The organism is Microlunatus phosphovorus NM-1 (assembly GCF_000270245.1).
Taxonomy (GTDB): Bacteria; Actinomycetota; Actinomycetes; order Propionibacteriales; family Propionibacteriaceae; genus Microlunatus; species Microlunatus phosphovorus.
This window is the reverse complement of record NC_015635.1, coordinates 1,907,394-1,929,545: the sequence shown is the minus strand read 5'-3', so window position 1 is coordinate 1,929,545 and position 22,152 is coordinate 1,907,394. Positions and strand designations below refer to the sequence as shown.

General features: G+C 66.4%; 18 protein-coding genes and 1 pseudogene. 8 read left to right on the top strand and 11 right to left on the bottom strand.

Annotated elements, in window-relative coordinates; translation table 11 throughout:
* Nucleotides 1-38 precede the first annotated feature (38 nt).
* The 6 genes from MLP_RS08715 to hisF form a co-directional block, all read right to left on the bottom strand.
* A complete protein-coding gene (locus MLP_RS08715; RefSeq protein ID WP_156821093.1) occupies nt 39-1,316 on the bottom strand; it encodes a phospholipase D-like domain-containing protein in 1,278 nt (425 codons plus the stop codon).
* Between the two features lie 144 nt (nt 1,317-1,460).
* Nucleotides 1,461-3,188 (bottom strand): dihydroxy-acid dehydratase, encoded by a 1,728-nt coding sequence (gene ilvD / locus MLP_RS08710; protein ID WP_013862686.1) that lies wholly within the window; start codon nt 3,186-3,188, stop codon nt 1,461-1,463.
* A 5-nt stretch (nt 3,189-3,193) separates the two neighbouring features.
* Nucleotides 3,194-4,462, bottom strand: coding sequence for a glycosyltransferase 87 family protein (locus MLP_RS08705; protein ID WP_013862685.1), 1,269 nt, complete (start codon nt 4,460-4,462; stop codon nt 3,194-3,196).
* The gene (locus MLP_RS08700) at nt 4,459-4,872 is read right to left on the bottom strand and encodes an HIT family protein (protein ID WP_013862684.1); all 414 of its coding nucleotides are present in this window, start codon (nt 4,870-4,872) and stop codon (nt 4,459-4,461) included. The genes MLP_RS08705 and MLP_RS08700 overlap by 4 nt, the downstream gene beginning before the upstream one ends.
* Nucleotides 4,869-5,843, bottom strand: a complete 975-nt coding sequence (locus MLP_RS08695) for a 2-hydroxyacid dehydrogenase (RefSeq protein ID WP_013862683.1) — start codon at nt 5,841-5,843, stop codon at nt 4,869-4,871. The genes MLP_RS08700 and MLP_RS08695 overlap by 4 nt, the downstream gene beginning before the upstream one ends.
* 33 nt (nt 5,844-5,876) lie before the next feature.
* Nucleotides 5,877-6,665, bottom strand: a complete 789-nt coding sequence (gene hisF, locus MLP_RS08690; protein WP_013862682.1) for an imidazole glycerol phosphate synthase subunit HisF — start codon at nt 6,663-6,665, stop codon at nt 5,877-5,879.
* Between the two features lie 114 nt (nt 6,666-6,779).
* On the opposite strand from hisF, the gene MLP_RS08685 reads away from it, so the two are divergent.
* From MLP_RS08685 to MLP_RS08660, 7 genes are all read left to right on the top strand, one after another.
* Nucleotides 6,780-7,991 carry a cytochrome P450 gene (locus MLP_RS08685; protein ID WP_013862681.1) on the top strand — a complete coding sequence of 404 codons (1,212 nt, stop codon included), beginning with the start codon at nt 6,780-6,782 and terminating at the stop codon, nt 7,989-7,991.
* A gap of 104 nt (nt 7,992-8,095) precedes the next feature.
* A complete protein-coding gene (locus MLP_RS08680) occupies nt 8,096-8,446 on the top strand; it encodes a lycopene cyclase domain-containing protein (RefSeq protein WP_013862680.1) in 351 nt (116 codons plus the stop codon).
* Entirely contained in the window at nt 8,439-8,765 is a 327-nt protein-coding gene (locus MLP_RS08675; protein WP_041791731.1) for a lycopene cyclase domain-containing protein, read from the top strand. The genes MLP_RS08680 and MLP_RS08675 overlap by 8 nt, the downstream gene beginning before the upstream one ends.
* On the top strand, nt 8,762-9,535 hold the full coding sequence (locus tag MLP_RS08670) for a class I SAM-dependent methyltransferase (protein ID WP_013862678.1): 774 nt from the start codon (nt 8,762-8,764) through the stop codon (nt 9,533-9,535). Before MLP_RS08675 ends, MLP_RS08670 begins: the two co-directional genes overlap by 4 nt.
* The gene (locus MLP_RS08665) at nt 9,532-11,070 is read left to right on the top strand and encodes an FAD-dependent oxidoreductase (RefSeq protein ID WP_013862677.1); all 1,539 of its coding nucleotides are present in this window, start codon (nt 9,532-9,534) and stop codon (nt 11,068-11,070) included. Before MLP_RS08670 ends, MLP_RS08665 begins: the two co-directional genes overlap by 4 nt.
* Nucleotides 11,071-11,345: 275 nt before the next feature.
* Nucleotides 11,346-14,102 (top strand): NACHT domain-containing protein, encoded by a 2,757-nt coding sequence (locus tag MLP_RS27935; RefSeq protein ID WP_156821091.1) that lies wholly within the window; start codon nt 11,346-11,348, stop codon nt 14,100-14,102.
* Nucleotides 14,103-14,327: 225 nt separating this feature from the next.
* Entirely contained in the window at nt 14,328-15,728 is a 1,401-nt protein-coding gene (locus tag MLP_RS08660; protein WP_013862675.1) for an IS1380 family transposase, read from the top strand.
* 194 nt (nt 15,729-15,922) lie between these two features.
* On the opposite strand, the gene MLP_RS08655 is transcribed toward MLP_RS08660, so the two are convergent.
* Complete coding sequence (locus MLP_RS08655; protein WP_041790759.1) at nt 15,923-16,792, bottom strand: IS3 family transposase; 870 nt, start codon at nt 16,790-16,792, stop codon at nt 15,923-15,925.
* 20 nt (nt 16,793-16,812) lie between these two features.
* Nucleotides 16,813-17,106: a transposase gene (locus MLP_RS08650; protein ID WP_013861031.1), complete on the bottom strand. Its 294-nt coding sequence runs from the start codon at nt 17,104-17,106 to the stop codon at nt 16,813-16,815.
* Nucleotides 17,107-17,209: 103 nt separating this feature from the next.
* On the opposite strand from MLP_RS08650, the gene MLP_RS08645 reads away from it, so the two are divergent.
* Nucleotides 17,210-18,262 carry an IS4 family transposase gene (locus MLP_RS08645; protein WP_231851439.1) on the top strand — a complete coding sequence of 351 codons (1,053 nt, stop codon included), beginning with the start codon at nt 17,210-17,212 and terminating at the stop codon, nt 18,260-18,262.
* A 390-nt stretch (nt 18,263-18,652) separates the two neighbouring features.
* Here the strand turns inward: MLP_RS08645 and MLP_RS08640 are convergent, their stop codons facing one another.
* The 3 genes and pseudogenes from MLP_RS08640 to MLP_RS29335 all read right to left on the bottom strand — a co-directional run.
* Nucleotides 18,653-19,552 (bottom strand): phytoene/squalene synthase family protein, encoded by a 900-nt coding sequence (locus MLP_RS08640; RefSeq protein WP_013862673.1) that lies wholly within the window; start codon nt 19,550-19,552, stop codon nt 18,653-18,655.
* Nucleotides 19,549-21,075, bottom strand: coding sequence for a phytoene desaturase family protein (crtI, locus tag MLP_RS08635; protein ID WP_013862672.1), 1,527 nt, complete (start codon nt 21,073-21,075; stop codon nt 19,549-19,551). Before crtI ends, MLP_RS08640 begins: the two co-directional genes overlap by 4 nt.
* Before the next feature lie 10 nt (nt 21,076-21,085).
* Nucleotides 21,086-21,943 (bottom strand): annotated as a pseudogene (locus tag MLP_RS29335) (polyprenyl synthetase family protein); the annotation flags it as partial.
* Nucleotides 21,944-22,152 lie beyond the last annotated feature (209 nt).

The following is a 22,152-nucleotide window of genomic DNA, read 5'->3' as shown; positions in this document are numbered from 1 at the left end:
CCGGCGGCTCGCGACGGGCTCGCTTCGCTGACGTTCGCTCAGCGGCAGGGGTGGCCGCCCTTGACGCAGGTGCGACCATACCGCCAGGTCTCGTTGAAGTGGGCGCGGAACCCGTCGTACAGCGGGTGGCTGGCGGCCAACTCGGGCGTCATTTTGACGAAGATCTCGTCGTTGGTGGTCAGCGCACTGGTGCTCCAGTTCTGCGAGCCGGTGTAGACCCGGTACTCGTAGCGCTTGCCGAACTTGCCGTACACCAGGAAGTACTTGTCGTGCACAGCGGGCGCTCGGCGGATGCTGACGCCGGCCTTGATGAGTGCGTTGTAGACCCCGCGATCCATCTCGATCTTGCCGCCGGAGGAACCGATCACCATCCACACCCGGCACTTCTTGGCGCGCAGGCTCTTGACCAGTTTGAGCAGGGCCGGCCGGCCTGCGGTGACGAAGTTCATCCCGATCCGCACCTGGCAGTTGGCATTCGGCTTCACGTCGTTGAGCCTGGCGACGACCGTGTCGGTCTGGCCCCGACCCTCGGGCGATGCATAAACGGTTGCCGTGGACGCCTGGTAGTAGCCGCGTCCCGACTTCGCGTTGTAGTAGTCGTTCCCGGTGTAGTGACGGCGGTTCCACAGGTCGGTGAAGTACTTGTTCAGCCCTGTGACCAAGGCGGCGTCGCCATACACAGTGATGGCGTTGTTGCTCTGGTCGGAGCCGGAGGCGTACGTCATGTTCGCCGAGCCGAACCAGACGACGTTGGACCGCCGCACTCCCTTGGGATCGGTGGTCGAACTGAAGGTGAACATCTTGACGTGCAGGTCGCCGCTGTCACTGGTGCTGATGCAGCCTCCGCCGGCCTTGGTCGGGCTCTCGTACTCCGCCGGTAAATAGCCGCAGAAACGGTAGTTGGACAGTTCTGCCGCGATCGACAGCGCCTTGCCCGTGAGCGCCTGATTCTTGCCGTCGCTCAGCGCCAGCACGGTGACACCCCGCCGCTCGGCGGCGACCAGGGCCTTGGCCACCGGCTGCACGGACAGGGAGTAGATCGTGCCCCGGATCGTCGAGCCGGCCGGTGCGTTGTCGATCAGCCGCACGACCTCATCGAGGATCGTCTTGTCACGACCGTCGTTCGCCTGCGGGTTGGCGAAGTGCGCCCATACCGGGTGGCCGGCGATCGTCGTCCGGGCGGGCGGTGTGACAGGGGTGACCGGTGCGGCCTCGGCGCGGGGCGAGTTGACCTCGGCGACTCCGACCAACGGGACGAGCACGAGTAGGGCGATCAGGCCCACGAGACGGGTAGCTGCGCTGCGGTGACGCCGCATGATGCTCCTTGCTGTCGTCAGTTCTCCTGGCCCCCGGACCCAGCCGACCCTAAGGTCGTTCACTGTCGTCACGCAAGCCACGGGAGCAACAGGAGCAACAAAAGCAAGCCGACACGCCGCCGCACCTCGCCCTCTTCTTGAGAGTTAGCTGCAGACGGCGCCCACATTGGCCGAACGCACCAACTTGGCGTATTTGGCGAGCACGCCACGGCGGGCCGGGCGCGGGGTCGGTGTCCAGTCGGCCCGTCGGCGCTCCAGTTCCTCAGGATCGGCGCCCAGCTCGAGCGTGCCATTGGCCACGTCCAAGGTGATCGGATCGCCGTCCTGCACCAGGGCGATCGGTCCGCCCTCGGTGGCTTCCGGGGCGATGTGGCCGACGCAGAGACCGGTGGTGCCACCGGAGAATCGGCCGTCGGTGATCAGCATGACGTCCTTGCCCAGTCCGGCGCCCTTGATCGCCGCGGTGATGGCCAGCATCTCGCGCATTCCCGGACCGCCCTTGGGGCCCTCATACCGGATCACCACCACATCGCCGGCGACGACGGTGCCGTCCTCCAGCGCGTCCATGGCGGCGCGCTCGCCGTCGAAGACTCGCGCGGTCCCCTCCCACACCGACGTGTCGAAGCCGGCGCTCTTCACCACCGCACCTTCGGGAGCCAGTGAGCCCTGCAAGATGGTGATGCCGCCGGTCGGGTGGATGGGATTCGACAGCGCCCGCACGATCGTCCCGTCGACGTCCGGCGGCGCGATGTCGGCCAGGTTCTCCGCCATCGTCTTGCCGGTCACCGTCAGGCAGTCGCCGTGCAGCAGTCCAGCCTCCAGCAGAGACTTCATCACCACGGGCACACCGCCGACCCGGTCCACGTCGTTCATCACATACCGGCCGAACGGCTTCAGGTCGCCGAGGTGCGGCACCTTCTTGCCCACCCGGACGAAGTCGTCGAGGGTCAGATCGACCTCCGCCTCGTTGGCGATGGCCAGCAGGTGCAAGACCGCGTTGGTGGAACCGCCGAAGGCCATGGTCACCGCGATGGCGTTCTCGAACGCCTCCTTGGTCAGGATCTGCCGGGCAGTGATGCCCTTGCGGAGCAGTTCGACGGCGGCCATGCCCGAACGGCGGGCGAATCCGTCGCGACGCCGGTCCACGGCGGGTGGCGCAGCCGAGCCGGGCAACGACATGCCGAGCGCTTCCGCGGCCGAGGCCATGGTGTTGGCGGTGTACATGCCACCGCAGGCGCCCTCACCGGGACAGATGGCCTTCTCGATCTCGGTCACCTGCTCGCGGGTGATCAGACCCTTCACGCAGGCACCGACCGCCTCGAAGGCGTCGATGATGGTGACGTCCTTGTCCCCCACCCGGCCGGGCATGATGGTGCCCGCGTACAGGAACACCGACGCCAGATCCAGCCGGGCGGCCGCCATCAGCATGCCGGGCAACGACTTGTCACAGCCGGCCAGCAGCACCGAGCCATCCAGCCGCTCGGCCGACATCACCGTCTCCACCGAATCGGCGATGATCTCCCGGCTGACCAGTGAGTAGTGCATCCCCTCGTGGCCCATCGAGATGCCGTCCGACACGGAGATGGTGCCGAACTCCAGCGGGTAGCCGCCGGCCGCGTGCACGCCGTCCTTGACCGCCTTGGCCAACCGGTCCAGGGACAGGTTGCACGGGGTGATCTCGTTCCAGGACGAGGCGACCCCGATCTGGGGCTTGGCGAAGTCCTCGTCGCCCATACCGACCGCACGAAGCATGCCACGTGCGGCAGTGGCCTCGAGCCCGTCGGTCACCACCCGCGAGCGTGGCTTGATGTCGACCCCGCCAGGCGCAGAGTCGGCGGCAGAGGAGGTTTCGGTGATGGTCTGGGGGGTCATGGCGGTCAGGTTACCGCCGCGACTTCACGGTTCCGATGCGCGACCAGCATCTGCCAGCCGAGGCCGACGATGAGGGCCACCCCGAGCAGCGGCCCGAGGTTGGCGACGATCTGCTGCAGCAGCGTGAAGCTCCGCTCCTGGCCTCCGCCGTACGGCAGCAGAGCCAGCGGCAGACAGGCGGAGACCCACAGCACCCAGGCACCCCCGAGCAGTCGCACCCAGCGCGGTAGCGTCCGTCCGAGCACCACGGCTACGGCCATCGGCAGGATCCAGACGTAGTGGTGGGTCCACGACAGCGGGGAGGCCAGGCAGGTGCACAGACCGACCAATGCCACCGCGAACGTCTGCTCGCCCGCCCGCCACCACTGGCACGCGACGAGGGTGCCGAGCAGCGCGACCAGCCCACCGACGGCCAACCCGAGCAGGGTGAGCTCCCTGGTCTCACCGATCAGCCGGTAGATCACGCCGAGGAACGACTGGTTCCCGGCATACAGCGGCGAGGCCGTACGCGTGTCACCACCCGACAGCCCGAACCAGAACTGCCAGGTCTGGTTCCACTGGAAGACGGCTCCGACCAGGGTGAAGGCCGCAAAGCTGATGATCGCGGTCCAAGCCATCCGCTTCTTGCCGAGCAGGAAGGCGAAGACCACGAACAACGCCGGGGTCAGCTTGATGGCCGCGGCGAGACCGATCAGGGCGCCCTGCGGGATCCGGCGCTTCTGATGGGGCCGGTCAGGGAGCAGGTCGGCCACCACGAGCGCCATCAGCATCGTGTTGACCTGCCCATAGCCCAAGGTCGTGCGGATCGGCTCGACCGCCAGCACCACGACGACACCGATCAGTCCGAGCACCCAGCCACGCGGGACGCCGCAGCGCTTCAGCACCGACTGCTGTGCCCAGACGAGCAGGAAGGTCCAGGTCAGCTGCCACAGCCAGTAGGCGCCGACGGCCAGCGGCACCATCAGGATGGCCGCGATCGGGGGGTAGATGAAGTAGAGGTTCCACCCTGGCGTCGTGGTGGCGTAGATGTCCTTGCCGGCCAGCATGTCGTTGACCGCGTACACGTACACCTGCAGGTCGATGGTGGACGGCTGCCACGGCCACGCGATCCCGTGGGCGATCACCCAGGGCAGCAGGAGCACGGCGACCACGAACGGCGGCCCCAGCTCGATCACCCAGCGCCACACCGGATGCTGTGGACCGGGGTTGACCAGGCGCAGCCCGGAGGCCGACCCGCCGTCGGAGCGCGGAGCGCGACCACGAGCACTGCTCACGCTGTGATCTCGGCGTGCACCGCATCCAGGTCGGCGGCAGCCTTCGGGTCGGGTCCGATCAGGTTCCGCAGACCCGGCTTGTCCGCATAGCGGGGAATGAGGTGCACATGCAGATGGAACACCTCCTGACCGGCGACCGGCTTGGCCGAGGAGAGCAGATTGAGCCCGTCCGCGTGCAGCTTGTCGACCAGCAGCCTCGCGGTCGCGTCGATCGCGGGACCGATGGCGGACAGTTGCGGCGGATCGGTGACCAGATCCGCGACGTGCTCGCGGGGAATCACCAGGGTGTGGCCTCGAGACCAGGGCCCGACATCGAGGAAGGCAACGGCCTTGTCATCGGCATACACCTGACGCGACGGGATGTCACCGACGATGATCTTGCAGAAGATGCAGCTCGGGTCGCTCGTCATGCCCGGTCTCCAATCACGTCGCGCTGGATCACATTGTGCTGGATCACGTTGTCCAGGGGCTCGCCGGCGACGAAGCGCCGCAGCTGCGCGGCTACCAGCCGATCAGCCCGCGGCCAGAACGCCGAGCTGGCGCCGCCCACGTGCGGGGAGATCAACACGTTCGGGAACTGCCAGAGTGGATGGTCGGCCGGCAGCGGCTCGGGTTCGGTGACGTCCACGGCGGCTCGGATCCGGCCGGTCGCGGTGGCGGCGACCAATGCATCGGTGTCGACCAGGCGACCACGGGCCATGTTCACCAGCAGTGCGTCGTCCGGCAGCCGGGCCAGCAGGTCGGCGTCGATCAGGCCGTCGGTCTCGGGGGTGAGCGGTGCGATGACGATGGCCACGTCTGCCTCGGCCATCAGCTCCGGCAGCTCAGTGGTCGCCTGGACGCGCGGCTCACCGTCGCGGGCGCGACGCGCCACCCGGGTGATCGAGGCAACCTCGAATCCGGCGAGCCGACGCTCGATGGCCTCGCCGATCCGGCCGTACCCGATGATCAGCACCCGCTTGTCGGCCAGCGCACTGCCCATGATCGGCTCCCACCGGCCCGCGGGCTGCTGACGAGCGAAGGCATCCAGATGCCGGCCGCTGGCCAGGGTCAAGGCGATGGTCAGCTCGGCGGTCGAGGCATCGTGCACACCGGCGGCATTGCAGAGGGTGACACCAGCCGGCACGTGGGGCAGGAAGTTCTCATATCCCGCGGTCAGGGTCTGGATCACCCGGAGGCCGGACATCTCCGGTGCTCGGGCAAGCACCTCCTCCCCCTTCATGTACGGCAGGACGTAGAACTGCACATCACCGACGGAGTCGGGGAGGTCGTCGCCGTCGGCGCGGTAGCACTCCACCCGTACGCCGTCCGGCAGCCCGCCGAGCCGCTCCGCAGCCTCTTCCGGCGAGGCATACGGCAGCCACGCCACGATGTCGCCCATGCAGTTCTCCTCCTTGATGGTCAGCTGCCGACGCTAGCCGCCGGCACTGACAGCCGAGGGCAGCCGGACTGGGTAGCCCGCGTCGGCGAGGGCCTGCTTCACGTCGGCGATCCGGAGCGTACCGAAGTGGAACACGCTGGCAGCGAGCACCGCATCTGCTCCGGCCGCCACCGCCGGTGGGAAGTCCTCGGCTCGGCCGGCGCCGCCGGACGCGATCAACGGTACGTCGACGACCTGCCGGACCGCCGCGATCATCTCCAGATCGAAGCCGGCGGTGGTGCCGTCGGCGTCCATCGAGTTGAGCAGGATCTCCCCTACCCCCAGATCGACGCCTCTCTTGGCCCACTCGATCGCGTCCAGGCCCGCGCTCTTGCGGCCGCCGTGAGTAGTCACCTCGAAGCCGGAGGGCTGCTCGGGGCTGCGTCGGGCATCGACCGAGAGCACCAGCACCTGGTTGCCGAACCGCCGGGTGATCTCGGCGATCACCTCGGGACGGTGGATCGCACCGGTGTTGATGGCGACCTTGTCCGCGCCTGCCCGGAGCAGTTGGTCGACATCACGCACACTGCTGACCCCGCCGCCGACGGTGAGCGGGATGAACACGGTCTCCGCAGTCCGGCGGACCACCTCGAGTGTGGTCTCCCGGCCCTCGACCGAGGCGGAGATATCGAGGAAGGTCAACTCGTCGGCGCCCTCGGCGTCGTACACCCCACCGAGCGCGACCGGGTCACCGGCATCGCGCAGGTCGACGAAGTTGACGCCCTTGACGACTCGGCCGTCATGGACGTCCAGACACGGGATGACGCGGACTGCCACACTCACGGCAGAAACCCTAACCGCCCCCGGCGGGCGACGACCGTTATCGAAAATCCGCCACACCGGAGATCAGGCTGTCTACAGCCTGCCGGTCTTTGCCGCCTGCGGCAGGATGCAGTGGTGGCCGATGAGGTGAGCCAACGCCGGGCGATCAGGCCCGGCGAGTCGACCGAGCCCAGGATCGAGCGGCAAGGGCGGATCTGGCGGATTCGTTCGCTGCCGGCCGCCCGGCAGGTCCTCCGAGCCCGACACGCGACGACCCAGGCGGGATTCACCGCCGAGTTCATCCCGAAGGGGCGCCTCGAGCATCATCCGATCCTCATCTCGGACGGTCCCTTGCACGATGAGCAGCGCTCCAAGGTGGCCCGCTTCTTCGCGCCCGCCGTGGTCGCCGATCGACATCACGCACACCTGGTCGAGTGCGCCGAACGGCTGCTCGCCCAGGCCTGCACCGAAGACACGATCAGTCTGGACGAGCTGGCCCTGCACTACTCGGTGGAAGTGACAGCCCGGATCGTCGGTCTCACCGAGCGACCGGTCCCGAAGATGTCGCGACGCCTGGTGGCCTTCTTCCGGCAGCCACCGCTCGACATCACCCGCGCCGATCTCGGCCGGACCCGGCGGCAATGGCTGCAGGCGGCGGTCAACGGCCTGGCCCCGATCGCACAGTTCTATCTGGCCGATGTCCGCCCGGCGATCCGTCGCCGTCGCCGGAGCCCGGCCGACGACGTGATCACTCATCTGATCGCCGAGGGCTACACCGATCTGGACATCCTCGTGGAGTGCGTCACGTACGCGACCGCAGGCATGGTCACCACCCGCGAGTTCATCACGATGGCGGCCTGGCACCTGCTCGAGGACGCTCCGCTGGCTGAGCGCTATCTGGCGGCCGACACGACCGAACGACACGCCATCCTGCACGAGATCATCCGGCTGGAGCCGCCGGTCGGTCATCTGTACCGACGCGCCGTCAGCCCCATCGAGATCGACGGCAACGGCAACGGCAACGGCAAACAGGCGACCATCCAACCCGGCGATCTGATCGACGTCTGCATCCGGCAGGCCAACGCCGACGCGGCCACCGTGGGCACCGAGCCGGAGCGGCTGTGCCCCAGGCGACCGCTACCGCCGGGCGTCAACGCCGCCGGCCTCACGTTCGGGGACGGGGCGCACAAGTGCCCCGGACAGTCACTGGCGATCACCGAGACCGAGGTGCTGCTGACCAGGCTGCTGGCCCGCCGCCCGACGATGCTCACCCATCCCGCCGTCGGTTGGGACGCGCTGATCGAGGGATACACGCTCCGCGGGCTACGGCTGAGCTTGGCGCTCTGACCGTTGTCCAGAGTTTGTCCAACCCCTAGGGTGGTCAGAACTGCTGTGCCAGCGGCCCCGCATCGCGCTACAGCAGGAAAGACCTGTCAGGAGGTCCGGAACCGGTGATCCCCGATCACTATCACTACCTCGCGCTGCTGGCCGGCTGCCTGCTCATCACGCTGCCGCTCGAGTTCGTGCTGCGCGCCCATGTCTACCGCCGACCGGTGCGCCTCGCGCTGGCGCTGCTGCCGACTGTGGTCGTGTTCGTGGCCTGGGATCTGGTGGGGATCGTTCGTGGGCACTGGTCCTACAGCGAGCGGTTCACCTCCGGCATCATGCTCGGGCCGATGCCGTTGGAGGAGTTGCTGTTCTTCCTGGTGATCCCGATCTGCGGACTGCTGACGTATGAGGCCGTCGGCTGGGTGCTCAACCTCCGCGGTCGGGTACGCGCGCGGGGTGCGGGCCGTGCCTGAATACACCGTGCTGACCGCACTGGCGATCGTCGTGGTGGCGGCCATCGAGCTGGTCTGGCTGCGCACCGGGGTGTTCCGGACCGCGCAGTACTGGCTGGCCATCGCGATCGTCGTCGGCTTCCAGGTGCTGGTGGACGGGTGGCTGACGAAACTGTCGGCACCGATCGTGCTCTACCACCCGGGGGCGTACCTCGGAGTGCGATTCCCGTGGGACATCCCGATCGAGGACTTCGGATTCGGCTGGGCGATGGTGACCCTGACCATCATCATCTGGGTCCGGTTGGGACGTCGCACGGCACCCGAGAGGCGCGACCAGTGAGCGTGGCTCAGGCGTTCGATCGGGGCGCGGCCAGGTACGACCTGATGGTCGCCCTCAACCCCGGCTACCACCGGGAGCTGCGTCGGGCCGCCGCCGCACTCGTCGAGCGGACCGAGATCTGCCGGCGGCGGGGCTCCCCCTCGGTCATCGACCTCCCCTCGATCGACATCCCCTCCAACGACCTCTCCTTCATCGACCTCGCCTGCGGATCCGGCGCGTCCACCCGAGCCCTGGTCGATGCGGCGCCACCCCGCACCGCCGTCCTCGGTCTCGATGCCTCACCGGGCATGCTGGCTCAGGCGACCGCCAAGGACTGGCCGGCGGAGGTTCGGTTCGATCGTGCAGTGGCCGGGACTTTGGACGTGGACGTGATCGGCCGCGGTCGGCACGACGGGGTGCTGACCTGCTATCTGTTCCGAAACGTCGCTGCCGACCAGCGCGACCTTGCCGTCAGGGAGACCTACGACCTGTTGCGGCCGGGTGGGTGGCTCGTCGTCCAGGAATACTCGGTGGCGGGCAACCCACGCGCCCGCCGGGTCTGGGACGCCGTCTGCCTCGGCGTGATCATCCCGCTGGGCATCCTGGTCGACCGCAACCGCGATCTCTACCGATACCTCTGGCGCAGCGTGCTGAACTTCGACCCGGTCGACCGGTTCGCAGAGCGGCTGCTGGCCGCCGGGTTCACCGACGTCGCACATCGCACCGCCACCGGCTGGCAGCGGGGTGTGCTGCACACCTTCGTCGCCCGCAAACCGGACCGGTCCACGTGACCCGTGCTCGGCGTTCCGCCGTCGCCCGGCCCGGAAGGGATCGCCGTGCCGTACGCCACCCCGGCCCGGTCGGCGCTCCCCGAGCGACCGAACCCCGGCACGTCGTGGTGATCGGCGGCGGCGTCGCCGGCCTGGCGGCGGCCACCGCGCTCGCCGAGCGCGGCGTACGCGTGACGCTTCTGGAGGCGACCGACCGCCTCGGTGGTCGGGTGGCGTCGTGGCCGCTGGGCGACGGCCGCACCATGAGCCGGGGCTTCCATGCCTTCTTCCGGCAGTACTACAACCTGCGCAGTCTGCTGCGGCGCATCGATCCGGATCTGGCCTTCCTCACCCCGATCGAGGACTACCCGTTGCAGCGACCGGACGGTCTGCGTGACTCCTTCACCGGGCTCGCCAAGACCCCGCCCTGGTCGCTGCTGCAGTTCGTGCTGCGCAGCCCGGCGTTCACGCTTCGCGGGCTGTCGCGGGTCGACGCCTCGGCGGCGCTGGAGCTGCTCCGGGTCCGGTTTCCCGAGACCTACTCCGCCTATGACGGAGAGTCGGCCGCCGCGTTCCTGGACCGGCTCCGATTTCCCACGGACGCCCGCGATCTGGCGTTGGAGGTATTCGCCCGGTCCTTCTTCGCCGACCCGGCCGAGTTCGGCGCCGGTGAGCTGGTGGCCATGTTCCACACCTATTTCCTGGGTTCGGCCGAGGGGCTGCTCTTCGACGTGCCCACCGACGACTACGACACGGTCCTCTGGGCTCCGCTGGCCGAGCGACTTCGTGGACTCGGGGTCGAGCTGGCGACCGGCGCGCCCGTCCACTCCCTCGACCTGACCGAGGACGGCGCGATCGTCGGGCTCGACGAGCAGTCGATCGGCTGCGATGCCGTGGTGCTGGCCACAGATCCTCGCTCGGCCAGGAAGCTGGTGGCCGCTCAGCAAGGCGACCACCAGGACCGCGACAAGGTCTCCGGCTGGCGGGCCGCGGTGGCCGCCACTCGCAATGCCCCGCCTTTCGCGGTGGTCCGGCTCTGGCTCGACGAACCTGTCGACGGCGCGCGGCCGGCCTTCCTCGGCACCTCGGGCTACGGACCGCTCGACAATGTCTCGGTGCTGGAACGCTTCGAAGCAGGCGCAGCCCGCTGGAGCCGTGAGCACCGCGGCTCGGTGGTGGAGTTGCACGCGTACGCCTGCGACCCCGCGGTCGGCTCGGATCCAGACGCCGCCGCACTCGCCGCTCGGCTGCAGGCAGAACTGCATCGGGCCTATCCCGAGACCGCCGCTGCGACCGTCACCGCGCAGGAGCTGCTGGTCCGCGACGACTGCACCCTGATCGGACCCGATCGATGGACAGAACGGCCTGGTGTTCGGACCCCGTCGCCGCGGCTGATGCTCGCCGGGGATTGGGTCCGCTGCGACTACCCGGTGGCGTTGATGGAGCGCGCCGCGACGACCGGCTTCCTGGCGGCCAATGCGCTGCTCGAGGACTGGGGCGTTGCCGGCGTGGACCTGTGGACGGTGCCGATGCGGGGACTGTTGGGACGACGGTGACTCAGCTTGGGCCGCTCACCAATCGCATTCCCAGTGTGCAAAACTCACTCATGACTCAGCGACCAGTGCACCTGCCTCTGATGTCTCGTCACGACGGATGGAGCGCACGCGCAAGCACAAACCAGTTTGGCAGCTACCTAGAGCTACTGAGTCGGATCGCGGCGGCCCTAGTCCTCACAACGTCGGCAGGAACCACGCTCGACGTTCGATATCCCCGGTCGGGTGGCGCCGGAACATTCCGGAGTCTGCACCAGGTACTGAGCCTCTCCTCTAACGTGTCCCCAGCAGCAAGAACCCTCTGCTCGCTCATCGTTGAAACGTGGTCTCGGCCACACACAATCGGCTATGTCGACGCGCTCGAAGAACGAAACACCATCAGCCACGGTGGACTGCCTACACAGGACAAAGAAGCCGTTGACCGATGGCGCAACTCTGCCCAAGCAGCAACCGATGCACTTACGAAATTCATTGCAGATTCAGGCGGACTACACGTCAGCAACAATGTCATGCACATCGGCTCCACGCCAATTTGGCCGCTACTAATCCCGAGTGGAGAAACGGCACTACTCTTTCATTCTTGGCGAAACGGAAAACCGCCATCGTATATACTGGTCGGCGCGGCAGCACCGCCCGTAGAATTGCCGGACGAGTCGGCCACGAGCGTCCTCAGGAACCTTCTCGAAGCACCTCGGTCGCAGCGCTATCAGCAATTGCACCTGCTGATTCAGTCCATTAAATCAGATATCGAGGGACTGACAGCAGACGACACAAACGCAACGTTCGAATATCTGCGCGACGGACAGATTAGCCTCGAATGGACCCAACGCACTAGTTCAAACGACGTTCCCCGCAGTGAAGTTTTCAGAGTTGCCGCCGACAATCAACGTCAGTGGCGAGATCCCCGGAATGAATGGGTAAGCTATTCAGCCTTTATTCGAGATATAGTCAACTGGGGAGTCGTCGTCAGGCGCCTTCACACTAGGTTCGACAAGATCTACGACGACGACCACATCGAGGCCCAGCGCATAGCCTCAGAGTCGAAGATGCTGCAAATACCGAATGATATCCGTACCAAGTTCCGGCCACAAGTTCTACTAGGTGCCGATATTGCAGAAGGTATTGATGACACTACTGATCTCAGCAAAGCACTCGATGATGCCGCACGTTCGACTGCCGGCCTACCGCAGGTCTTCTTCCTGACCGGCGAGGCCGGCATTGGGAAGACTTACAACCTTCTTGAGATGACCAAAGCTCGCCACCAAGCGGTATCGAATGACAACAACATCGACGTTCCAATTTTCCTATACATAAGCTGTGCCGGAAGAAGCCTGCAAACCTTTGCCGAGATTGTCAATTCAGAGGTTGTAAATACTCAAAACCTAAACTTCGACTCAGTCTTGGCCCTTTGCAGAAACGGACTTCTTGTAGTTGTAATCGATGGATTTGACGAGCTGATTGAAGGTGCTGGGTACAACGATGCATACAAAGTCCTTGCACCCACGATCGAGCGCCTAGGTGATCGTGGCGTCCTAATCGTATCAGCCCGCTCCTCATATCTTGCAAACCAATATAGGTCCAGCCTCCGCAAGCGCGAGCACGCTGTCGGGTACACCTCAGCTCGTCACACCGTACTGGAGCTCGAAAGATGGACGCCGACCGAGGTCGACTCCCTCTTCAAGGCGAATCCCCATTGGCGAAAACTGCGCCCTCTCCTTACGAAGGAAGATCTCGCCCTACTTGGCGTACCATTCTTCAGTCGGATGTTCAACTCCTACGCAGCAACCATTAAAACCGCTCCTGCCACGATTGACTTACACGCGGTCCTAATTGACGGCTATCTGGACAGGGAAATTGGCAAACTGGAACCATCTACCAAAGATGAAATCACGACCGACATCTTGCATACGGTGTTCCGTGAAATTGCTGGCCTAATCTACGAATCAACGAGCGCCTCAGTGACTCAGGTCGAGTTTGAGGACGCCGCGTCTTACGCACTCGGTATAGAGCTATCGGACTCCAGGCATCGGGCCCTGGCTGCCAGAATGTCGGTGCTATGCGGCCTATCTGTAACAGGAGAGCAAGGTTCCATCGGATTCCGATTCGAGCACGACCTCTTCTACGAGTCATTCCTGGCATCGTACATAGTACAGCAATTCTTCGAATCCACAAACTACTCGCGCTGCGCTGATTTCTTGAATCGGGGAGCTCTTGGCGACAAGACTATCGAGGATCTCGTTGCCAATCACCGCCCCGAAGTCTTACACACCTTGGAAGCTGCCGTAGCTAGGTGTGTCGTCGATAGCTACTTACGCCAGAATTGCTCGGCGCTCGCCGGGCACCTACTGTCATCCGGCGAGAGTCGACACATTGCCGTCATCGAATCGTGCGATCTGCAGGAGGTGAGAGTCTCACCGGATACCGCCGATACTTCGATCTCGCTGGTGAACTGCAAGCTAGCTGCAGTACACACACCCATGCGTGCTCACATTTCGCTTTCGGAATGCTCCATCGGCCAACTTCAGATTTCGGCAATTTCCGCCGTTTCGTCAACACTGTCTATTGACGGTTCGACGAGTATCGACGAACTAGTCATAACGTCGGATGGTTCCGGAGTTCGATACTTCGCTACTCAACGACACATCTGGCCAGAACTGGACAGACTGGGAGTGACGGGCGCCCAAGATCGGATTGTAGAGAATGTTGCTAGTTCCTCACGATCGCCGATCGAGGAGTTCGCTGAAGCCGCCCTCACGCGGATGCTACAGCGCGAAGAATACTTCTTTGTTGTACAGAAGTCCAATCGAATTCCAGGCGAAAACACCCCAAAGGGGTTGTACAAACCGAAGAGTCAAGAATGGGCGGCAATTACCAGCGCAGCGCTGGATTCGGAAGTGGCAAACTCCAAACCCCTGAATGCCTCAGGTCCGGCAAAGTTGGTTGTGACGTTTAATTATCCCCTCAACGTCATCCTTCGCGGTCGCCACCAGGAGGATGTCAGGCGATTTTGGGAGAAGCTTACTGCAAAGCCGTAGACGGCGAGTGCAAGTGCAAGTGCTCCTATTCGCCCCAGGTCAGGTGAGATCAGGTGCAGGTCAGGTGAGGTTCAGCGTCCGACGGTGACTCAGCCCTGATCCACCGATGATCATGAAATCTGGTGGCTTTGGGGGCGTGTCCTGAGACCGAGAATGTCCCCCTGACCAGGGAGAATGGTGGTTACGACGCCGTCATTCGAGCAAGTCAGAGGGGACATCTCGTAGGTGAAAGCATGCCATACCGTTCGGCCGGTTTTCGATGATCCGAATCTGGTGGGTTGCGCCGGTTTGGTGCCGGCGCTGCTGTTGGGTGAGTCAGCGGGTCTGCATGAGCTGCTCGGTGAGCATGTGAGTGTGGACTGCCCGAACCCGGTGGTGAAGTCGGCTGGGGTGATCGCGGGGATGTTGACCGGGGCGGACAGCATCGACGACTTGAACGTGGTGCGCCATGGTGGGATGCCAAGGTTGCTCGGCGGGACCCGGGCCCCGTCCACGTACGGCACCTATCTGCGTTCGTTCACCCACGGACACGTCCAGCAGCTCGATGCGGTCAACTCCCGGTTGCTGGCCGGGCTCACGGCCCGGGTGCCGGACCTGATCCGCGGTGGAAGCGACCGGGACGGGATCGCGTTCCTCGACGTGGACGACACGATCCGTGAGGTCCACGGCTACGCCAAGCAGGCCGCCGCCTACGGCTACTCCAAGGTGTTCGGGTTGAACGCGATGCTCGCAGTCTGCTCGACCCCGTTGACGGCACCGGTGATCGTGGCCTCCGCACTGCGCCGAGGGAACACCGCCTCGGGAAAAGGGTCGGCGCGGATGCTGACCCGCGCCGCGGCGACGGCCCGGCAGGCCGGTGTGAGTGGCCGGCTGATGGGTCGGGCGGACTCAGCGTTCTACCGCCATGACCTGGTCACGGCCATGATCAAAGCCAAGATGTGGTTCTCGGTGACGGCCCGGAAGAACACGGCGGTGAAGACCGCGATCACCCGCATCCCTGAGCAGGCATGGGTTCCGATCAAGTATCCGAACGCGGTCTGGGAAGCCGATGACACCGTGCCCGGTGGCGGCTACTGGGTCTCCGATGCTGAGGTCGCCGAGACCTCCTTTGTCGCGTTCTCCAGCAAGAAGAAGGCTCAGCAGGTGCCCTGCCGACTCGTGGTGCGGCGGGTCCGCCGGCTGCAGCCAACCGCCTCCGACGGCACCGTGCAGGGTGAGCTGTTCGCCGCACACCGCCACCACGCGTTCATCACCAACTCCACCCTGACCACGATCGCCGCCGATCAACACCATCGTGACCACGCGATCATCGAGCAGGTCATCGCCGAGCTCAAAGACGGACCGCTCGCCCACCTACCGTCCGGCCGTTACGGGGCGAACGCGGCCTGGCTCGCGCACGCGGTGATCGCGTTCAACCTGGCCCGCGCCATCGGTGTCCTCGCCGGCAAGGCCCATGCCCGAGCCCGGTGGGCCACTCTCCGTGCCCAGTTGATCAACCTGCCCGCCCGGATCGCCACCACCGCCCGCACGATGATCCTGCACCTGCCCCGCGACTGGGCCTGGGCCGACCAATGGCAGCAGACATTCGACGGCGCGACCGGGCCACCCCCAATGTCGCTTCTTTAGAGTTACATGGGTGTAGTCTCTGTTTGTGGCTGGTGTGACGCGTGAGGTGAGGTCGGCGGAGGAGCGGTTGCCTGATCGGGTCTCGATCGGGGTGCTGGCACGGTCGTTCCCGGCGGCGGTGCTGGATGAGGTGATCGAGGCGGCAGGGGTGCGGGTGAGGTTCCCCCTGTTCCACGGACACTCGGGGTTGAGGGTCAGCCCGGACGGTCTGACCCTGTGGAACGGGTTTCAAACTCTATCGGCGACAGCATTCCAATACTCGAATGCCGACGTCTCCGATTATACCATGATTCTATCCATCGAAACATCGCGTTGGCAAGCTCGTCCCGGGTGAACCATACCTGCGAATCGAGCAGCTCGAGTTGCATTCTCTCCCAGAAGGACTCCATCATCGCATTGTCGTAGCAGTCGCCCACACTGCCCATCGACGGCACCAGCCCGGCATCATAGACTTTCTGACTGAATGCCCACGATGTGAATTGCGACCCGTGATCGGAATGCATGATCGTGTTATTGTCGACGTCCATCGGGTTGCGCCGCAGCACCGCCATCCCGAGCGCGTCGACCACGAGCTCCTTCCGCATGTTGTCGTCGATGGACCAGCCCAGGACCCGGCGGGACCAGGCGTCCATGACCGCGGCGCAGTACACCTTGCCCTCCACCGTCGGGTGCTCGGTGATGTCGGTCAGCCACAACCGGTTCGGACCGTCCACCGTGAACCGGCGGTTGACGAGGTCCTTGGCGGGGATGGCGTGCGGGTCCCGGATCGTGGTCCACGACCGACGCCGCCGGTACAGGCCCTGGATGCCGGCCTGGCGCATCAGCCGGGCGACCCGCTTCTGGTTCACCTGCAGGTCGTGCCCCAAGACCAGCTCGGCGTGCACCCGCGGCGCCCCGTACGTCTTCATGTCCTCATCGGCATGGATCTCCTCGATCAGCTTCAACAGCAGCGTGTTCTCCTGTTCCCGTGCCGATGCAGGCCGGCCGCGCCAGTCGTAGTATCCCGACCGCGACACATTCAGCACCCGGCAAGCCACCGCGACATCAATCCCGTCATCGGCCATTTCATGGACCAGCCCGTACACTATTTTGGGAGAACATTCTCCTGGGCAAAATAGGCGGCCGCCCTTTTCAAGATCTCGACTTCCATCTCCAGGCGCCGTTTATCCCGGCGCAGCTCGACCAGCTCCTTCTTCTCCCGACTGGTCAACGCCGTCTCGCTACCACCGGCAGCGTCGGTCTCGGACTGCTCCATCCAGCGACGCAGACACGATTCGGAAATTCCCAGATCTTTCGCCAACTCAGCAACTGGCTTGGACCGCTCACGAGCAAGCTCGACCGCACGACGGCGGAACTCAGGCGGGTGAGGAGCAGGCACAACGACATCCTCCCTGGTGACCAGTGGCCACCTCAGGTCAGGTGTCCGTCAAACGGGGGGAAGTCCACAGGAGGTCCGGTATCGGCGGCTGCCGGCTCGGTTGATGATGGTATTCACGCTGGCGTGCTGGCTGTTCATGCGGTCGGGGTACGGGTTGGTGCTGTCGAGGCTGGCCGATGCGCAGGCGTTGACGGGTGGCGGCTGGGGAGACTGGCAGGCTCCGGGAACGGGATCGATCACGAAGGCGAAGGCGAAGCTGGGCGCGGAGCCGTTCAAGCTGTTGTTTGCGCGGACGACGGTGCCGGCGGGGACGCCTGTGACGCCCGGGGTCTTTCATGCCGGGCTGCGGGTGGTGACGGTCGACGGGTTCACCCTGGATGTGCCGGACACGGCGGCGAACGAGGGGTTCTTCGGCCGTGGTGGCAACGGCAGCAGGTCGCAGAATCCGTATCCGCAGCTGCGGGCGCTGGTGCTGGCCGAGTCCGGAACCCGGGTGCTGCTGGCCGCCGCCCATGGGCCGTCCAGCACCGGCGAGCAGACCCTGGCCGTCGATCTGCTGCCCGCGCTCGACAGCGGGATGCTGGTGCTGGCCGACCGGAACTTCGCCTCCTGGAAGCTGTGGCAGGCGGCCGCCGGGACCGGCGCGCAGCTGTGCTGGCGGATGTCGGCATCGTTCACTCTGCCAGTGCGGCAGGTGCTGGACGACGGCACCTACCTGTCCCAGCTGAACCCGCCCTCCAAGAAGGACGGCGACCCGATCCCGGTCCGGGTGGTCGAGTACTCGGTGACCACCACCGACACCCACGGGGTCGAGACCTCCGAACTGTTCGCGCTGGCCACCACCCTGCTCGACGCGCAGGCGTACCCGGCGATCGAGCTGGCCCAGCTCTACCACGCCCGCTGGCAGGCCGAGACCGGTATCGCCGACCTGAAGACCACCATCCGCGGCGGCCCCGAAGTGCTGCTCCGCTCCAAGACCCCCATCATGGTCGAGCAAGAATTCTGGGCCATGCTGTGCGTCTACCAGGCGATCCGCGACCTGATCGGCTACGCCACACCCGCCGGGCTCGACCCCGGCCGGATCAGCTTCAAACGCGCCTTCCAAGCCGCCCAGGACTCCACGACCCGGGCGGCTCTCTCCCCCCAGCCGACCTGACCCGCGCCCTGGCCCACCTCGCCACGCAACTGACCAAACCCGCCAACCTGATCCCCACCCGCGACGGCCGCACCGCACCCCGCGCCCGTAAACGCGGCGGCTCCCACCGCTACGAACGCCGCAAGAGCAACGCCGCACCAGTCCGCACCGTCACCCACACCATCGTCCTCCACCCCCTCAAACCACCCCAACCCTAAAAGAAGCGACATTGGGGCCACCCCTCGCCCAGACCGCCTGACCACCCGCCTCACCCGGGCACGACCAAGGACAACGACAGTGGAAATGCCGAGCAGACCGGCGACACCGTCACGCCCATTCCCAAACAGACCAAGAATCAGCCGACAAAATCAGCCAGAATCCACGATCCGATAAGGCTCGGTGGATCAGGGCTCAGGCCGCCCGCGGCTGGAAGTCGACCTCCGGAACGCCGATGGTCACCGCCCGGACCAGGAGATGGAGCTTCTCGCGATCCGGCACCCGAATGCGCTCGGTGAAGACGTCGTAGTCAGCCGCCTCGATGCGGTCGAGAATCCGGCTGTACAGCACCAGCGCCGTGCCCACACAGCGCTGCGAGGGCGGCGGCAGCAGCGGCAACCCGGTCTGGGCGTGGGCATACAGCTGACGGTTGCGGGCGACCTGCTCGGCCATCATGGTTCGCCACGCCGGCGTCACCCGCCGCAGCCGCGGGTCGGCGCGGTGCCGGGCCAGATCGGCCTGAGGCAGGTAGACCCGGCCTCGGTCGAGGTCCTCGCCGACGTCGCGAAGAAAATTGGTCAGTTGGAATGCCAGGCCCAGCGATCGAGCCGGGCCGATCGCAGCCGGGGTGTACGGCTGCAGCACCGGCAGCATCATCTCGCCGATGACCGCCGCCGACCCTTCCATGTAGCCATCGCGCAGTTCCTCCCAGGTCGCCCAGGTGGTCCGCGTCAGGTCGGCGGCCATGGCGTCGAAGAAGCGCTCGAAGCACTCCGGATCCGTGCCGCGACGCCGGATGCTGTCGACGACGGCCGCCATCACCGGCTCCGGCGAGGTGCCACGGGACAAGGCGGTGAAGAACTGGTGCCGGAACACTTCCAGACGCTCCGCAGCCGTGCCTCGGCGCGACACTGCCGGGTTGTCCCGCTCCGGCTCGTCGACGATGTCGTCAGCCAGCCGGCACAGCGCGTACACGGCGTGGACGTCACGGCGCTGCGCAACCGGCAGCAGCCGGGCCCCCCAGTAGTAGGTGGTGCCGTAGCGCTTGGTCAGGTCGGCGCAGCGGGAGTAGCCGACATCGAGCAGGTTGCTCACCGCAGTGCCTCCTGGACCCGGCGAGCCGCGAGCTTGCCGGAGATCAGCACCATCGGGATGCCGACGCCCGGCGTCGTGCTCGACCCGGCGAAGACCAGACCCGGGACTCGCCGGTCGACGTTGCGGGGCCGGAAGGGTCCGGACTGGCCGAACGAGTGGGCCAGCGCGAAGGGGGTGCCTGCCGCCATGCCCTGCTCGGCCCAGTCGACCGGGGTGACGAGCTGTTCGGTCACGATGTCGGCGGGATAGCCGACGTCGTCCAGGAAGGACCGCATCCGTTCGCGTAGCCGGGGACCCTCGACGGCCCAGTCCAGACGGCCGACCGCCAAGTTGGGGACCGGCTCCAGCACATAGACGGTGTGCTGGCCAGGCGGGGCGGCAGTCGGATCGTCCAGGGAAGGAACCGCGACGAACCTGGACGGGTCGGTCATCGGGATCCCCCGGTCGAGCAGGTCGGCGAACGCGTCGTCCCACGCAGCGCCGAAGTGGATGTTGTGGTGACCAGTACCTTCCGGCAGCGGACCGCGGACGCCCAGATGCCAGACCAGCGCGCTCGGCGAGTAGCGGCCCCTGCGCACGCCGCGCGGCGGCGAGAGGTCCGGCAGCAGCTGCTGGTACGCGGCGGGCAGGTCCGCCGTGACGACCACCGCGTCCGCGGTGACCAGCTCGTCGTCGGGCAGCACCACTCCGGCGACCGCTCCGTCCGAGTGCCGAGCCACCCGCTGGACCGTCGTGGACCAGCGAAACTCCACGCCGCTCTCGGCCGCCACCCGGGCCATCGCCCGCGGCACCGCGTGCATGCCGCCGGCCGGGAACCACACCCCTTCGATCACGTCCATATAGGTGATGACGGCGTACAGCGCGAGCGCCCGGGCCGGCGCGAGTCCGGCGTACATCGCCTGGAAGCTGAAGACCCGGCGGAGCCGCTCGTCGTCGAAACGGCGGGCGATCTCGGGTCCGAGTCGGCGAAAAGCACCCAGTCGCAGCAGCTCGGCGACCGCCCGGGGTGAGCGCAGCAGACCGAGCGGCGAGTCGAAGTTGGCGTCGATGAAGTGCGGCAGCTCGACGTCGTGCAGCCGTTTCAGCCAGGCCACGAAACGGTCGAAGGCCGCCACATCCCGGCTGCCGCACTCGGCGGCGATCTCGGCCCGCATCGGTTCCTGACCGGGCCGGACCCGCAGGCGGGAGGAGTCGGCGAAGAACGTGTGGTACGCCGGGTCGAGCAGCCGGAGATCGAGCTCCTCGGCCGCAGACCGTCCCACGGCGCGCAGCGCCTCGTCCAGCAGACCGACCATCGTGAACACCGTCGGGCCCGTGTCGAACCGGAACCCGTCCTGCACCAGCGAGCCGCACCGTCCGCCCGGCACGGTCTCTCGTTCGAGCACCGTCACCCGATGCCCCGCGCCGGCCAGATGGAGCGCCGCAGCCAGACCGGAGAGACCGGCCCCGACCACGACCACGTGAGCCGGTGTGCTCGCCGCGGCGGTGCGCCGCGCCGATGAAGGTGTCCGTCGGACGTTCACGCGATGTCCCTCACGCGTCTCTCCAGGCCAGGGCCCGACCCGCTGCGCGCAGCCCCGATATCCCGACCGAGGTCAGCGTCGATGAGTCCAGCACCGTGAAGCCCGCCGCGACCGCCTCCGAGACCAGCCGATCGAGCCCGGTGTCGATGCCTGCATCGCGCATGGCAGCGGACAGCGCCGCTGCGTCCTCACAGCCGAAGGCGGCGGTGCCGACCCGTTGCAGCAACTCGGCCGCGCGACCGGTCAGCCGCTCCTCCGCCAGCGCCAGCAGCACGGTGGCCTTGGCCTCGACCAGGTCGTCACCTGCCGGCTTCCCCGTCACCGCGGGGTCGCCCCAGACGCCCAGATAGTCGTCCCGCAGTGCGAAGGCCCGTCCGAGGTGATCGCCGTACGCGGTCAGCGTCTCGACGATCGTCGTCGAAGCGCCGGCCGCAGCCGCCCCCAGCTGCAGCGGCCTGGTCACCGTGTACCGCCCGGAAGTCGTCGCTGCCACATGCTCGGCGTGAGCCCGGTCGCGGCGACCCGCGGCGGCGCCGGTGAGATCCGCGCGCTGCCCGGCGATCAGTTCCACCGACATGACGTACCAGATCTTCCGTAGCTCCGGCGGCAGCCCGTCGACCAGCCGATCGGCAATCGTGTGTGCGAGGTCGCCGAGCAGGACCGCGAGATTCCGGCCGAACAGCTCCCGCTCGCCCAACCCTCCGGCCAGCCGATGCCACTCGGCGGCCTGGACCTGCGCCGACGGCCGGCCGCGGCGCGAGGTCGACTCGTCCATCACGTCGTCGTGCAGCAGGGCGAACAGGTGCAACACCTCGACCGCTGCAGCGGCTCGCACCAGCGAGCGGTACGCGGCCGAATCGTGCGTACCGCCGGCCGCCAGATATCCCCAGTAGGCCATCATCACCCGGACCCGCTTCCCGCGCCCGAGCAGCAGTTCCCCCAGCCAACCGGGAAGGTCCTCGGCCAGGATGTCCGGCCGGAGTCCGCCCGCGTACGTCTCCCACTCTCCCGCCAGAGACTCGATCTCGTCCGCCAGTAGCGCCTCTACGTCGCGAACGGCGGAGTCCACGTCCGCCT

What these genes read in the sequence shown, in the direction of transcription:
- MLP_RS08715 (WP_156821093.1), bottom strand. Translation starts at nt 1,316, where the DNA reads ATGCGGCGTCACCGCAGCGCAGCTACCCGTCTCGTGGGCCTGATCGCC.
- ilvD (WP_013862686.1), bottom strand. Translation starts at nt 3,188, where the DNA reads ATGACCCCCCAGACCATCACCGAAACCTCCTCTGCCGCCGACTCTGCG.
- MLP_RS08700 (WP_013862684.1), bottom strand. Translation starts at nt 4,872, where the DNA reads ATGACGAGCGACCCGAGCTGCATCTTCTGCAAGATCATCGTCGGTGAC.
- MLP_RS08695 (WP_013862683.1), bottom strand. Translation starts at nt 5,843, where the DNA reads ATGGGCGACATCGTGGCGTGGCTGCCGTATGCCTCGCCGGAAGAGGCT.
- MLP_RS08655 (WP_041790759.1), bottom strand. Translation starts at nt 16,792, where the DNA reads ATGGCCGATGACGGGATTGATGTCGCGGTGGCTTGCCGGGTGCTGAAT.
- MLP_RS08645 (WP_231851439.1), top strand. Translation starts at nt 17,210, where the DNA reads ATGATGGTATTCACGCTGGCGTGCTGGCTGTTCATGCGGTCGGGGTAC.